Here is a 13,273-nt window from a genome sequence, read left to right on the forward strand (position 1 = left end):
AGAATATTTTTTGAAAAGTATCATTGTCAATCTGGCGATTTCTGCTGAAGAATTTCAGCGTTTGTATGAAGGCAGTGTCAAGACCGTTTTTGCGCACAGTATCGACGGCCGCAGTATTCGCTTTCCCGCGGGGATTCTGCGGCCATTTGTATTACACAATGGTATTCGTGGCACTTTTCAAATTGATTTTGATGACGACAATCGCTTTCAGTCCATACAGCGATTGGCCTAGTCATTGGTGTAGCCATTGGTGTAGTCGCTGGAGTAGGAAATTGGCAAGGTTTGGGGTGCGTCAAACCCGCTAATCCAGTATCCTTGCCGCCTTATTTGTCGTCACTAATATCGACACTTGTATAGTCACTCATTCAGACCGCCGAAGGGCCAGTTATGTATCACACTATTCGCGATCTTTTGTTCCGCCTTGATGCTGAAACCTCCCATGAACTTAGCCTGGATTTACTGGGTGCTGCAGAGCGTTTGCGCCTGCTGGGTTTATTTGCCCCCACGATTCCCAGTGCACCGGTCGAGGTAATGGGACTGACCTTCGACAATCCCGTTGGTATGGCTGCAGGGCTGGATAAAAACGGCGATTATTTCAACGCGTTGGGCAGCTTGGGTTTTGGTTTTGTAGAGATAGGCACCATTACGCCACGGCCTCAGCCGGGCAACCCACAACCGCGCTTGTTCCGTGTGCCGGAAGCGCAGGCGATCATCAATCGCATGGGGTTTAACAACAAGGGTGTAGATCATCTGGTTGCACAGGTTAAAAAGCGTCGCTATCAAGGTGTGTTGGGAATCAACATCGGTAAAAACGCAACGACACCAGTCGAAAATGCGGTCGATGATTATTTGATCTGCCTGCGCAAAGTTTATGACCACGCCGATTACATCACTGTGAATATTTCATCGCCCAATACCCCAGGGCTGCGCAATCTGCAATTTGGCGATTCGCTGTCACAGCTCTTGGCACCGCTGAAAAAAGAGCAGGCGGTATTGCAACAAGCCACTGGCCGTTATGTGCCTATCGCGGTAAAAATTGCGCCGGATATGGATGAAAGCGAGATCCATCAAGTTGCCGGTATTTTGCTGCAAGAAGGTATGGATGGCGTGATTGCTACCAATACCACCATCACCCGTGTCGGCGTAGAAGAGTATGAGAATGGCAGTGAAGCGGGTGGTTTAAGCGGTTTGCCGGTGCGCGATAAGAGCACCTATGTGATTAAAACCCTGAGTGCTTGTTTGGGTGGCAAGTTGCCCATTATTGGTGTCGGCGGGATTTTTGATGCGGCCAGTGCTGCCGATAAGATCCGTGCGGGCGCTAGTTTGGTACAGGTATACAGCGGTTTTATTTACGAAGGGCCAGCATTGATCGCGCAAGCGGCAGCGGGTATCGCCAGCTATCAAAAAGGTCTTTAAGTCTGAGCGTCTAAAACTGTGGCGCTAAAATAGCGAAGCCCGCGAGAGCGGGCTTATAGAATCAAATATGATTGGGTTGGAAAAATTCTGTTGGTCTTACTGAAAGTCAGCCACTCATGGCCATGGGTTGAATGTTGTTAACTTTTTGAACCTGTGCCAAACGACTATATCCGTCCCACTGATCTATGCGCGATTCACGCCAGCCATTTAGCCATTGTTGGCGAGCTTGACCGGTTTCATGGGGACAAAGGCTTTTGGAACGCCCATCAATACCTGCTTGATACCCTTTAACAAATGCGCGTTCTGTTTGGTCACGTTTTTGACGTTTCATCAGTTATTGCACCTCTATATTTTGGTTTATCGATAGAGTTGTACTTATCGACGGAAGCGGTCTTGCGGTGTTTCGTTTGCATGTCTGACTGGTTTTTCGAATCTCCTTGCGTTGACAGGTTCGGTGAGTACACCAGATTTATCCGGTGCCGTGAACGATTAAATTTTTATACATAAGCCGTTCTATATGGCATAACGGCCTAGCAAAAGTATTTGACAGCTTGATGACAGTCACCTTGTTTAGTCAGGTGCGGTTCAGAAAAGTTCATCCTGATAGCCCCTTTTTTGGAAAGATTAATGACATATCAATATTTTGCAACCTGCCCCAAGGGTTTGGAAGGCTTGCTCTACACCGAACTACAAGGTTTGGGTGCAGACGATTTGCGCGAGACAGTCGCCGGTATTTACTTCTCGGGTGATATCGCCATGGCTTACCGCGTCTGCCTTTGGTCGCGTTTGGCGAATAAGGTGTTATTGCCGCTTGCCAGTTTTGAGGCCAATAGCCAGGAAGAACTTTACGATGGCGTGCGCGAATTGCGCTGGGAAGAACACCTAAGCCCTAATGGCACCTTGTTGGTGGATTTTATTGGCACTAATGACACCATTCGCAATACCCAATTCGGCGCAGTGAAAGTGAAAGATGCCATTGTGGATTGCCTGCGCGATTTCAGCGGTGAGCGCCCCTCGGTGGCCAAGCGTGATCCAGATCTGCGCGTGAATGTGCGTTTATCCAAAAGCAAAGTGATTGTCAGTATCGATCTTTCGGGCGATAGCCTGCATCGCCGTGGCTATAGGGTTAAACAGGGCAGTGCGCCGATGAAAGAGAACTTGGCAGCGGGGATTTTGATTCGCGCTGGCTGGCCGGAAATCGCCGCGCAGGGCGGCGCATTGCTCGATCCTATGTGCGGTTCGGGAACCATCCTGGTCGAAGCGGCATTAATCGCGGCAGATATAGCGCCAGGTTTGTTGCGCGGCAGTTTTGGTTTTGAGCGCTGGCTCAACCATCGCAATGACATTTGGCTGGAGTTGCGCGAAGAGGCCTTTGCGCGCAAAAAAGCCGGACTCGCCCGCGAGAATCTGCCGGAAATTCGCGGCTATGATGCGGATGTGAATGTGATCCGTGCGGCGGAAGACAATATTGTCAGCGCCGAGTTGGATCATTGGTTGCGGGTGAGCCGCAAAGAATTAAAAGATTTTGTAAAACCCACCCACAACCAAGCGATGGCATTTGGTTTGGTGATCAGCAACCCGCCCTATGGCGAGCGTTTGGGTGAGATTGAATCGCTGAAATTACTCTATGCCCATTTGGGCGAGCGTTTGCGCAATGAGTTTCAAGGCTGGCGCGCTGGTGTCTTTACCGGCAACCCCGAGCTAGGTAAACAAATGGGTTTGCGTGCGGATAAAAAATACAAATTTTTTAATGGTACCATCGCGAGCGAATTGTTGATGTTCAGCATTAGCACTGAAGCTTTTGTGCAAAGCCGGGTCGAGCAAGATGCACGCTTCAGTAAAGATGATGAAGAGCGCAAAGCCGCCGAGGCGCGGGTAAAAATCGAAAACAAACAAGAGCAGGCCGATGCGCTGAGTAACGGCGCGCAAATGTTAGTGAATCGTCTGCAAAAAAATCTTAAACAATTGGAAAAGTGGGCGAAGAAAAACGACATCAGTTGTTATCGTTTATACGATGCCGACATGCCGGAATATTCGGCTGCGATCGATATTTATCGCGGTCAAACCCAGCCCAACCGCGCGCCACAACTCTATGCCCATGTGCAGGAATACGCAGCGCCAAAATCGGTTGATGAAGGTAAAGCCGCCGCGCGTTTTATGGAAATTGAACAAGCAGTTCCTTTTGCGCTAGATCTACTCGCCTCTAATATCAGCTACAAACAGCGCCGCCGCACCAAGGGCACTAGCCAATACGAAAAAGTCAGCGAGCGTCCAACCGGTGATCTGTTCAGTGTGCAAGAAGGGCAGGCCAAACTGCATATTAATATGTGGCAGTATTTGGATACGGGTTTGTTTTTGGATCATCGCCCGGTGCGCTTAATGATTGCCGACCTTGCTAAAGACAAACGCTTTTTAAACCTGTTTTGTTATACCGCAACGGCCAGTGTGCACGCGGCTATGGCCGGTGCGCGTTACACCGTCAGTGTGGATATGTCTAATACCTACCTGAACTGGGCGCGTAAAAATTATGCGTTAAATGGGCTGAGTGAATCGCGCAACCGTTTAGAGCAGGCGGATTGTTTAAAGTGGTTGGAAGAAAACGATCAACAGTTCGATTTAATTCTGCTCGACCCGCCGAGCTTCTCCAACTCCAAACGCATGGAAGATGTGTTGGATGTACAGCGCGATCATGTCAGCATGATCAACAATGCGATGCGGTCCTTGGCGGAAGGCGGCACCTTAATTTTCTCCAATAACCTGCGCAGTTTTAAATTGGATGCTGAGGCATTAAGTGCTTACACCATCAAAGACATTAGCGCCCAAACCATTGATGAAGATTTCAAACGCAACCCTAAAATTCATCAGTGTTGGTTGATTACCCATTAATCAAAAAAGCAGTGTTGCCATCCCACCTCAAGTGGACTATATTCATTATTGTTAAATATGAATATAGGTTCGGGAGGGGGTATGGCCACGACAAGTCTTAGTTTGGGCGATCATTGGGAGGCGTTTATCAAAAGCGAAATTTCCAGTGGTCGCTACGGTTCTGCAAGTGAAGTGGTGCGCGATGCGTTGCGCACTTTGGAAGAGCGTAAGCATAAACTGGAGGCTTTGAGAGCGCATCTCTCTCAAGGTGCACAACAGGCCGATCAGGGGCAATTTGTTGACAATTTCTCTATGGATAGTCTGATCGAGGAGCTGGATAAGGACGCCTAACCATGAAATATCGGGTAACTCCCCGTGCCAGGGATGACTTAAAAAGCATTGGCCGTTACACACAGTAAAAATGGGGTAGGTTGCAGCGCAATAAATATCTCAAACAGCTTGAACAGCGCTTTGAATGGCTGGCGGAAAATCCGCTATTGGGTAGAAATAGATCGGATATTGGCGCAGGTTTCTATTCCTTTCCCCAGGCAGAGCATGTTGTGTTTTATCGATGCGGGTTGGAAGTGATTGAAATCATTGGTGTGTTACATCAAGAAATGGATGTGATGCATTATTTTTCTGAATACTAATAATTAGATCAGGTGACCTGCGATGAAAATATTACGATGTGTTTTCGTTGCAATATTTTTTGTTACACCGTCAGTTATGGCTGATCAATTCTGTTTCGCCCTCGCCGCAACCTATTACGAACAAGTCTATTGTCAGCTGCAAGCTAAAGCGCAGACCAAAGGTTTGCCGCCGTTTAATCAATTCAAAAAAAATAATGAAGTTGTGCAGGCCTCTTTACTAAAGCGGCCAGCGGAGCGCAATGGTATTAAGTTACCTGCACCGACGCGCAAGACGCAAACACCCATACTAAGGCCAACATCAATAATGCCTGCTCCAGTTTCTCCGGTGGTTAAAAAGCCGCAGGTTAGTGTGACGGAAACTGTTAGGCGTGAACCACTTGCTGAGTTAAGGCGTACAGAGCTCGATGGTGTGAAGCATTCTGCCGAATGTAATTTGGCTGGTAATCAAATCCGCTGTGGCAATCATTTATTTAAGCTGGTGGGCAATAAGGCTAATCATCGTTTGGTGAGTGGTTCACTATCGCCCGACAACAAAATGAACCTGCCGGGTTATCAGGGTGGTGTATTGAGCCAGTATCTCGCCCAAGCCTATGCGCAGTACATCAACAAGATGTGCGATATAGGTCTTTGCGGTGTGACTATGACCTACGGAAAATTTGCGTATCTTTATCAGGATTTACAATCCAAAGGTTTGGATTTTTCCCAGCGCTTTGAAATCATGTACGGGTTTCTGAAAAAGGATAAGGCGAGTATGGGAGTGAGCGAGTCATCCAACGTTCCGCAGGGAATATCGCTACAACATTGTGCCATGCTCAGTGCACAGCGTTATGTGTGCGACTATCAGGGCAGAAATTATATTTTTGAAATGCAGTAACAAATCTGCTTCGCACCAGTCTATACCCCAATCATTTTGTTTCCGCGAGGTCTGTATGTTGATCAAAAAGCCCAGCGATATTCCATCATCTGAAATTACTCCTGAATCTATTTACAACGCGCGCCGCGACTTTATGCGCGGTGCGATGAGTGTTGCTGCTCTGGGTGTTGGCGCAAGCGCAACAAGCGTATTGGCCGCGCCCACCCAAGTTGCAGATAAGGATTTACCCGGCCCGAATTGGTTAAAGCAGCAGATTGCGAGCGCTAAAGCCAATCAGGAAAAAATAAGTGAAGCGCTGACACCTTATGAACATGTTGCTGGCTATAACAACTTTTATGAATATGGCTACGACAAAACCGATCCAGCCGCTAAAGCTCACATATTAAAGCCGCATCCATGGACAGTTGAGATTGCGGGCGAGGTTAATAAGCCGGGCACTTTTGGTTTGGAGGATTTATTAAAAGGCGTGACTCTGGAAGAGCGCATTTACCGCTTGCGCTGTGTTGAAGCCTGGTCCATGGTTGTTCCTTGGATTGGTTTCTCGCTCGCTGACTTAATCAAACGCGTTGAGCCAAACAGCAAAGCAAAATATATTGCGTTCACAACGCTCGAACGTCCCTCCGAGATGCCTGAACAAAAAAGCCGCTTTAGCACGATTGATTGGCCTTACCGCGAAGGGTTGCGTATGGATGAAGCTATGCATCCCTTAACGACGCTTGCCGTTGGTTTGTACGGTAGAGTTCTGCCCAATCAAAATGGTGCACCGCTGCGTTTGGTGGTGCCATGGAAATATGGATTTAAATACATTAAATCCATCGTGAAAATTGAATTCACCGAGAAACAACCCAAAACGACCTGGAGCATGATCGCGCCAGATGAATACGGTTTTTATGCCAACGTAAATCCACAAGTTAGCCATCCGCGCTGGAGCCAAGCGGAAGAGCGGCGGTTACCGAGTGGATTGCTGCGTCCGAATATTATTCCTACTCAATTATTTAATGGTTATGCCGAGCAGGTGGCCCATCTGTATAAAGACATGGATTTACGAAAATTTTATTAAATATATGCCGTAAAATGTGTGGGGCCTAAGCGATACCCACATGGATTAGTTGCTACAGAGGTTTGACTATGCCGATTTTATGGCGACGAGTTTTGATTTTTTTCCTGTCATTGATTCCTTTGATTTTTATTGTTTATCAAACTCTCACTAATCAGTTGGGTGCTGACCCTGCAAAAACCATTGTGCTGTTTACTGGTGAATGGACGCTTTATTTTTTATTTATTACGCTTGCTGTCACACCGCTGCGGCGCCTAATCAATTTGAAAAAAATTCATTTCCGCTGGCTACAAACTCATCGGCGTATGCTGGGCTTGTTTGTATTGTTTTATGCAATGTTGCATGTGACAGCGTTTTTAGTGTTTATTTTAGGTTTGGATTTTTCCCGCTTCGCTAAAGAGCTAGTTGAGCGCCCCTATATTCTGGTCACAATCCCTGCGGTTATTTTATTAGTTGCTTTGGGCGTTACCTCTACCAAGGGAATGATGCGGAGATTAGGTAAAAACTGGCTGCGTCTGCATAAGAGCATTTATCTGATCGCCATTCTGGCCTGGCTGCATGTGTTTATGCAGGTGCGCTCCAGTTATTTTGAGGCGGCGCTGTTTGGTGTGATTATTGCGATTTTATTTGGAGTGCGGTTGTACTGGTATAGGCAAAAATCTTCTTAAAAATATTATTTTTTTTATTCACAGTCAGAGGCTTAATAGCTCTTTTAATTCACATGCCTGACGCCGGGAAATTGCGATTTTCATGCCGTTGTCCATGGTCACTTCATAGCCATCGCTAATCGCTTCTTCGATTGCCGATATCGCATGCAGATTAATAATAAATTGGCGATTGGCGCGAAAGAAGAATCGTTTGGGTAATCGCTCTTCAAGTTGGCTCAAGGTTTTTTTAACAAACGCTGACTCCTGATTGAAAAATATCCGCACATGGTTTTTACAACTTTCAAAATAGCGGATGGATTCCAGTGTCACCAAGTGGCATTTGTCATCGTCCTTTACAAATATCTTGTTGTTCATCTCCAGCGCTGGTTTGGCGTGAGTTGATGGCTCATCAGCCTGGGTGTGTAATTTTGCAATAGCCAGTGCCAGTCGCTCCTGACTAATTGGTTTTAATAGATAATCAATAGTGTGATAGTCAAACGATTTGATCGCGTATTCTGAATAAGCCGTGGTAAAGATAATGCGTGGCATGTAGTCCAATTTTTCCAGCAGATCAAAACCGGTTTCTCCCGGCATATGTATATCTAAAAAAATAACATCGGGGCGTTTTTCCCGAATCAGTTCCAGTGCCGGGACAGGGTGTTCAGCTTGGCCAACAATTTCCACATCGGAGAATTCACTTAACATGCCGATCAGCCCTTCGCGGGCGATGCGTGAATCTTCAACTACTATAGCTTTCATTGGTTTGTTTCTCGCGGAAGAGTCAGTGTGACGATAAATTGTTGCGCTTGTTGTTTGGCATCTATGCTTGCGGAGCTGCTGTAGAGTAATTTAAGCCGTTGTTCTATGTTGCGTAAGCCTATTCCTATACTTTGCATGTTTGGTGTTTCGGTGTGCGGTATATCATTGGTTATGGTAAACCTAATGTGCTGTGATTCCGCCTCTGCCAATAGTTGTACCTTGCCGCCATGACGCAAATTTTCAATCCCGTGTTTAATAGAGTTTTCTATTAGCATTTGCAAAACCATCGGCGGAATCAGAGCGGATGCTACATTTTCTGGAATGACGCTTTCAAAGTGCAATCGATCTTCCATATGAACTTTTATTATGCTGATGTAGCGATCAACAATTTCCAGCTCCTCTAATAGTTGTACTTTTTCACTTCTGCTGGATTCCAATGAATAGCGCAAAATGTCCGAAAGGTCCGTAATCATTTTTTCGGCTTTTAGCGGGTCCTTGCGTACGGTAAATTTAATGTTGTTCAGTGTGTTAAATAGAAAATGAGGGTTAAGTTGATTGGTTAGATTGGTGAGCTGTGCCTCTTTGAGGCTGTTTTGCAACCTTAAGTTGGCCACTTCCGTTTCTTTAATGCGCTGCTTGGTAGTAATGCTAATGTACACAAAAATCCAGCCGCCAATAAAGAGCTGGGTCTGCAGCCAGTTGCCGATAAACATTTGGGTAATGATTGTAGAAGCAGTTGCTTCATGTTTGGTAACCGCGTTTTCAATATCACTCCAGAAAAAAGGAATAATCGAACCCAGCATAATAAAAGTAACAATAAAGCTACTCGCTAAGCTATACCCGGTTACCACTAGAATATTTTTGGCGGTGTTTAAATCATGCCATTGGTGTGTTTTATACAGGTGCCGATAATAGAGTGCGGCGAGGGTAAACAGCGGTAGCCATAACAACCCACCCATAAAGTTAAACAGTACCTCTTCCCGCCATAACAAAATAATTAGGCTTTGGATCAGGGTCATGAGCAATAAAATTGACCCGTGGTATACCCAAAAAGTTTTGTTGTGGGGGAAGAAAGAAACATTCATCGATTATGCCCAGAGTTTTAGTGCAAATATTCCGTAGTAAACCAAGTGAGCCGCCATCAATAAATGCAAGCCCGTGTAAATTAATGCGTACCCGTATATCCACCTCGGTATTACTTGATTTCTGTACTTGATGAGCACGAAAGCACTGACGAGCGCACATAAAGGATAGGCAATACTCAACAGATAAACAGTGATAGAAAGCAGTGATACGCTCGCTGCCGCTTGCATAAATAACCCAACCAATGACAGGCAAGCAATTGATGCCACTAATACCAGACTGGTCAATAACGGCCAAATGCGAATCCAGACACCGGCGTCGGCGGGAATTTTTTTCGCTAAACGACGACATCCCCAAACAATAATGGCCAGCAAGCTTAACAGGCTGATTGCGCCAAGTGATACATAAAGGCCCAGCAGGCTGAATACGCTGAATGCAGATACAGGTTTAAATAGATCCGAACTTGCCTGCACGCTGTTCCCTGCGATTGGATCATTCACCAGCGCGATGCTCGGCAAGCCCGTCCATTGATCAATTAAATAATCATCGTTAATTGCGAAGTCTTTACTGGGAGCGTCCCATCCTCCGAGCAGTGGTTGGCGATAGAGATAAGTATCATCTGTATGAAATTTCATTACGCCAAAAACCCTGTTCATAAAACGGGTTAACTGTTGGCGATCGTTAATGGCCACGTAATATCCATTCAGTGTTTTGAATTTTTCCGGAAGCGCTATAGGTTGCGGCTTGGTGACCGCATGATCTTTAAGTAGATAAGCGCGAATGGTTTTAGAAATTTTATCGAATGCAGGCCAATTACCTGCATTGATCATAAACACATAACCTGTTTCCAATTCTTTGTTGTAACTTAATTCTGTAAGCCCACCAAATACCCCGCCGTTATGGCCGTGAAAAGCCATATTAAAATCCTTGTAACCGCTAGTGTAATTCGCTAGCCCATACCCGGCGGTGAGTCGTGCGGTGCTGCCCAGTGTTGTTGTAGGAATTTCCATGCGATCAAACGCAGCGCTGGGAATTAATTGTTGGTTTTGTGTTGCGCCGCGCTGCAACAAAAATTGCATAAAGTTGGCCATATCTTTTGGCGATGAATTAATAGAACCTGCTGCTCGATGAATAATATGCCAATAATTTTCTGGTTTGCCATTGGTGTAAAGTGTTGCACCTTTCTGTTTATACAATTCTGTTTGAAAATAACTGGTGGATGGCATATCCAGCGGTTTGAAAAAAGTCTCTGCAATATAGTCTTCGTATTTTTTACCGCTGATCTTTTCTACGATATAAGCGACCACGGCTGAACCTGCATTGCAATAGGCGTGACGCGTGCCTGGAATCCAGCGGGATTTGCGCGAATCAGGGTGATAATCCAGCCCTTCTTTCGTGCTCATGCTATCCGGTGCGGAATAGGCGTATTCCGCAAGGTGAATATCATCCCAGCCAGTTGTGTGCTCCAGTAGGTGAGCAATTCTTACCGGATGTGTTTCTTCCCACTGGTTTTCAAACTGAATCTCTGGCACTAAATCGCGTATCTTATCATTCAAGTTCAATTTTCCTTCTTCTTGCAGTTTCAGTACGGCGAGCGCGGCAAACATTTTTGAAACAGAACCGATACGAAACAAGGTGTTCTCATCGGCCGGTGTATGTTGTTCGATATTCGCTTCGCCCAGGCCTGCAATCCACAAAGGTCCATCTTTATTAACCAGTGCTATGCCTACGGCAGGTGTGTTGGTTTCGGTGCGGATTTTTTCAATGGCTGTTTTAAGCTCTTCCAGTGTTTGCGGTGGCGTTTCAGCATCGGCGTGCGCCAGTGAAGAGCAAATGATGATGATCGATAGCAGTGCAGTCAGAAAGCGCATATCTAATTCCTTTCAAGTTTTATGGTGATTGTAACTATCATCCTTCAGTGTGATGTGCGGGTGTGGATTAGGTGCTAAGTGGTAGTGCAGCGTGATAAGCGGCAAAAAAAATGGCGCTACAAGAGCGCCATTTAGCTGGATTACCAATCGGCAATTAAGCGCGCGATTTGTATTCACCAGTGCGGGTGTCGATGATGATCTTCTGACCAATCTCAACAAACGCAGCAACTTGTAATTCAGTGCCGTTGTTGAGTTTAGCGGTCTTCATCACTTTACCTGAAGTATCGCCACGAACGGCTGGCTCGGTGTAAGCCACTTCACGAGTGATTGCGTTTGGTGGAGTTACAGAGATTACTTTGCCTTCGTAGAATACGGCATCACAGATGTCTTCCATGCCGTCTTCCATCCACGGCAACAGGTCGCCCAATTCTTCTGCAGTTACTTCGTATTGGTTGAACTCTGGGTCCATAAATACGTACATTGGGTCGGCGTAGTAAGAGTAGGTTACTTCTTTGCGATCCAATTGGATGTCTTCGAATTTGTCGTCTGCGCGATAAACGGTTTCAGTGTTCATACCGTTCAGCAGGTTTTTCAGCTTCATTTTTACAACAGCAGAGTTGCGGCCTGATTTGTTGTATTCCGCTTTTTGAACAACCCAGGGTGAGCCGTCGATCATCAGAACGTTGCCAGCGCGGCATTCTTGAGCATTTTTCATGGTAAATCCCATTCTTTGCAGAGGTTAACGAATAGAGGAGGCCTTGATGCGCATGGCGCGCGGGCAATTTAGCCCTTAGGCGTCCCGAGTTTGAAATCGGCGCGCTACTATACAGTTCTTTGCCGCTTTTCTGTAGTGCTTTTTTAGCCTGGCTAGTGGGTGCAGAAATCGACTAATTGTTTCGCTAAATCAGGCTGTTGGCAGAGTGCATTGCACCAATCGCGGCTGTGGCGCTGCCATTCATCGCGCTGCGTCAGCACTTCTTGCCATGCTGCTGCCATATCCTCCCCTCTGTTCCAAGCCAGCCACAGTTGGCGCAGGTTGGCCTCAAAGTGCGATTGGTTAGACTGGGTGTAGCGATCAAGAAACGCAGTGAGTTTGGTGATATGCGCCTCTTCATCCTGCGGATAAATATGCCAAACCATGGGTTTGCCCGCCCATTGCGCTCGTACAAAGGAATCCTCGCCGCGCACAAAGTTGATGTCGCAGGCCCACAGCAGCTGGTCATACTCGGTTTGGGTAACAAAGGGGATGACTTGCAAATGCAGATTTCCCAGGGTGTAACTATCGCCAACCTTTAGCTCTTGTTCGGTTGCGCGATTGATACTGCTCAGGATTTTGCCGTTGGGAACCAAACAGTGCACCGGTGTGCTTGAGCTGATCCAAGCGGAGAGCAGGCTGCCAATGGCGGGGTTCTCGTAGGCAAAGAGTGATACGAGTAGGGCATCGGGTTGCGGCGCAACGCCCATACTGTTCAGCCAAGGGGCGATGTGAAATTTATCGCGTGCGCTAATCAGTGACTGCTCGCGCAACAAACCGCCGGTGCGTGGTGTAAATCCGGGGAAGAAAAATGTTTTGCGCAAACCCGTGCTGGGGTGGGTCGATGGCATGCGGTGGCAATCTTCAACCCAGCTTTCGGCGCTCAGGTAATCCAGATTGATCCATACCGGCGCCTCACCTCGCTGTTTGAGCTCCGCCATTTTGCCGATATAGATAGCAGGGATGTCACAAGCAAACGCTTCGATCACCACATCGGCGGCTTGCACATCCTGAGCAAATTCACTGTGCCAGCGGCAGACATTGACCCCTGCGATGAGCTGTTGATCTAATGATTGGGCTTGCGGCCAAATGCGTATCAGCGAATCCAGATCATCTACCCACAGGCGCACGTGCTGGTTGTGCTCTGCCGCTAGCTGCCGCGCCAAACGCCAACAAACGCCTATATCGCCAAAGTTGTCGACAACACGGCAGAAGATATCCCAGTTTTTTACAGCGATAGATTGCATGTTGAATATCAGATCGAGTGGATGTGGCTGCGAATGATACCAGCGCAATT

General features: G+C 46.8%; 14 protein-coding genes. 8 read left to right on the top strand and 6 right to left on the bottom strand.

Annotation, left to right across the window (positions count from 1 at the left end; genetic code table 11):
• Positions 1–10 precede the first annotated feature (10 nt).
• Together AC2CG4_RS17665 and AC2CG4_RS17670 are read left to right on the top strand one after the other, a co-directional pair.
• Entirely contained in the window at positions 11–232 is a 222-nt protein-coding gene (locus AC2CG4_RS17665; protein WP_484487530.1) for a DUF2835 domain-containing protein, read from the top strand.
• A gap of 155 nt (positions 233–387) precedes the next feature.
• Positions 388–1,416 (top strand): quinone-dependent dihydroorotate dehydrogenase, encoded by a 1,029-nt coding sequence (locus AC2CG4_RS17670; RefSeq protein WP_484487531.1) that lies wholly within the window; start codon positions 388–390, stop codon positions 1,414–1,416.
• A gap of 106 nt (positions 1,417–1,522) precedes the next feature.
• On the opposite strand, the gene rmf is transcribed toward AC2CG4_RS17670, so the two are convergent.
• On the bottom strand, positions 1,523–1,747 hold the full coding sequence (rmf, locus tag AC2CG4_RS17675; RefSeq protein ID WP_007641871.1) for a ribosome modulation factor: 225 nt from the start codon (positions 1,745–1,747) through the stop codon (positions 1,523–1,525).
• Between the two features lie 296 nt (positions 1,748–2,043).
• On the opposite strand from rmf, the gene rlmKL reads away from it, so the two are divergent.
• From rlmKL to AC2CG4_RS17705, 6 genes are all read left to right on the top strand, one after another.
• Positions 2,044–4,302: a bifunctional 23S rRNA (guanine(2069)-N(7))-methyltransferase RlmK/23S rRNA (guanine(2445)-N(2))-methyltransferase RlmL gene (gene rlmKL / locus AC2CG4_RS17680; RefSeq protein WP_484487532.1), complete on the top strand. Its 2,259-nt coding sequence runs from the start codon at positions 2,044–2,046 to the stop codon at positions 4,300–4,302.
• Between the two features lie 81 nt (positions 4,303–4,383).
• Complete coding sequence (locus AC2CG4_RS17685; protein WP_484487533.1) at positions 4,384–4,632, top strand: type II toxin-antitoxin system ParD family antitoxin; 249 nt, start codon at positions 4,384–4,386, stop codon at positions 4,630–4,632.
• Between the two features lie 80 nt (positions 4,633–4,712).
• Positions 4,713–4,931 carry a type II toxin-antitoxin system RelE/ParE family toxin gene (locus AC2CG4_RS17690; RefSeq protein WP_484487534.1) on the top strand — a complete coding sequence of 73 codons (219 nt, stop codon included), beginning with the start codon at positions 4,713–4,715 and terminating at the stop codon, positions 4,929–4,931.
• Positions 4,932–5,007: 76 nt separating this feature from the next.
• A complete protein-coding gene (locus tag AC2CG4_RS17695) occupies positions 5,008–5,805 on the top strand; it encodes a hypothetical protein (protein WP_484487535.1) in 798 nt (265 codons plus the stop codon).
• 55 nt (positions 5,806–5,860) lie between these two features.
• The gene (msrP, locus tag AC2CG4_RS17700; RefSeq protein ID WP_484487536.1) at positions 5,861–6,865 is read left to right on the top strand and encodes a protein-methionine-sulfoxide reductase catalytic subunit MsrP; all 1,005 of its coding nucleotides are present in this window, start codon (positions 5,861–5,863) and stop codon (positions 6,863–6,865) included.
• Positions 6,866–6,933: 68 nt separating this feature from the next.
• Entirely contained in the window at positions 6,934–7,530 is a 597-nt protein-coding gene (locus AC2CG4_RS17705; protein ID WP_484487537.1) for a protein-methionine-sulfoxide reductase heme-binding subunit MsrQ, read from the top strand.
• Between the two features lie 24 nt (positions 7,531–7,554).
• On the opposite strand, the gene AC2CG4_RS17710 is transcribed toward AC2CG4_RS17705, so the two are convergent.
• The 5 genes from AC2CG4_RS17710 to earP all read right to left on the bottom strand — a co-directional run bounded on the left by AC2CG4_RS17710 (position 7,555) and on the right by earP (position 13,223).
• Positions 7,555–8,268 (bottom strand): LytR/AlgR family response regulator transcription factor, encoded by a 714-nt coding sequence (locus AC2CG4_RS17710; protein WP_484487538.1) that lies wholly within the window; start codon positions 8,266–8,268, stop codon positions 7,555–7,557.
• The gene (locus AC2CG4_RS17715; protein WP_062067672.1) at positions 8,265–9,353 is read right to left on the bottom strand and encodes a sensor histidine kinase; all 1,089 of its coding nucleotides are present in this window, start codon (positions 9,351–9,353) and stop codon (positions 8,265–8,267) included. Before AC2CG4_RS17715 ends, AC2CG4_RS17710 begins: the two co-directional genes overlap by 4 nt.
• 3 nt (positions 9,354–9,356) lie before the next feature.
• A complete protein-coding gene (locus AC2CG4_RS17720) occupies positions 9,357–11,222 on the bottom strand; it encodes a serine hydrolase domain-containing protein (RefSeq protein ID WP_484487539.1) in 1,866 nt (621 codons plus the stop codon).
• A gap of 154 nt (positions 11,223–11,376) precedes the next feature.
• The gene (gene efp, locus AC2CG4_RS17725; protein WP_062067666.1) at positions 11,377–11,937 is read right to left on the bottom strand and encodes an elongation factor P; all 561 of its coding nucleotides are present in this window, start codon (positions 11,935–11,937) and stop codon (positions 11,377–11,379) included.
• A 152-nt stretch (positions 11,938–12,089) separates the two neighbouring features.
• The gene (gene earP, locus AC2CG4_RS17730) at positions 12,090–13,223 is read right to left on the bottom strand and encodes an elongation factor P maturation arginine rhamnosyltransferase EarP (protein WP_484487540.1); all 1,134 of its coding nucleotides are present in this window, start codon (positions 13,221–13,223) and stop codon (positions 12,090–12,092) included.
• Positions 13,224–13,273 lie beyond the last annotated feature (50 nt).

The organism is Cellvibrio sp. ATLC23 (genome assembly GCF_057196725.1).

Bases quoted from the DNA above. Each gene is read 5' to 3' on its own strand.
- AC2CG4_RS17670 (WP_484487531.1), top strand. From the start codon at position 388: ATGTATCACACTATTCGCGATCTTTTGTTCCGCCTTGATGCTGAAACC.
- rmf (WP_007641871.1), bottom strand. From the start codon at position 1,747: ATGAAACGTCAAAAACGTGACCAAACAGAACGCGCATTTGTTAAAGGG.
- rlmKL (WP_484487532.1), top strand. From the start codon at position 2,044: ATGACATATCAATATTTTGCAACCTGCCCCAAGGGTTTGGAAGGCTTG.
- AC2CG4_RS17685 (WP_484487533.1), top strand. From the start codon at position 4,384: ATGGCCACGACAAGTCTTAGTTTGGGCGATCATTGGGAGGCGTTTATC.
- AC2CG4_RS17695 (WP_484487535.1), top strand. From the start codon at position 5,008: ATGGCTGATCAATTCTGTTTCGCCCTCGCCGCAACCTATTACGAACAA.
- msrP (WP_484487536.1), top strand. From the start codon at position 5,861: ATGTTGATCAAAAAGCCCAGCGATATTCCATCATCTGAAATTACTCCT.
- AC2CG4_RS17705 (WP_484487537.1), top strand. From the start codon at position 6,934: ATGCCGATTTTATGGCGACGAGTTTTGATTTTTTTCCTGTCATTGATT.
- AC2CG4_RS17710 (WP_484487538.1), bottom strand. From the start codon at position 8,268: ATGAAAGCTATAGTAGTTGAAGATTCACGCATCGCCCGCGAAGGGCTG.
- AC2CG4_RS17715 (WP_062067672.1), bottom strand. From the start codon at position 9,353: ATGAATGTTTCTTTCTTCCCCCACAACAAAACTTTTTGGGTATACCAC.
- AC2CG4_RS17720 (WP_484487539.1), bottom strand. From the start codon at position 11,222: ATGCGCTTTCTGACTGCACTGCTATCGATCATCATCATTTGCTCTTCA.
- efp (WP_062067666.1), bottom strand. From the start codon at position 11,937: ATGAAAAATGCTCAAGAATGCCGCGCTGGCAACGTTCTGATGATCGAC.
- earP (WP_484487540.1), bottom strand. From the start codon at position 13,223: ATGCAATCTATCGCTGTAAAAAACTGGGATATCTTCTGCCGTGTTGTC.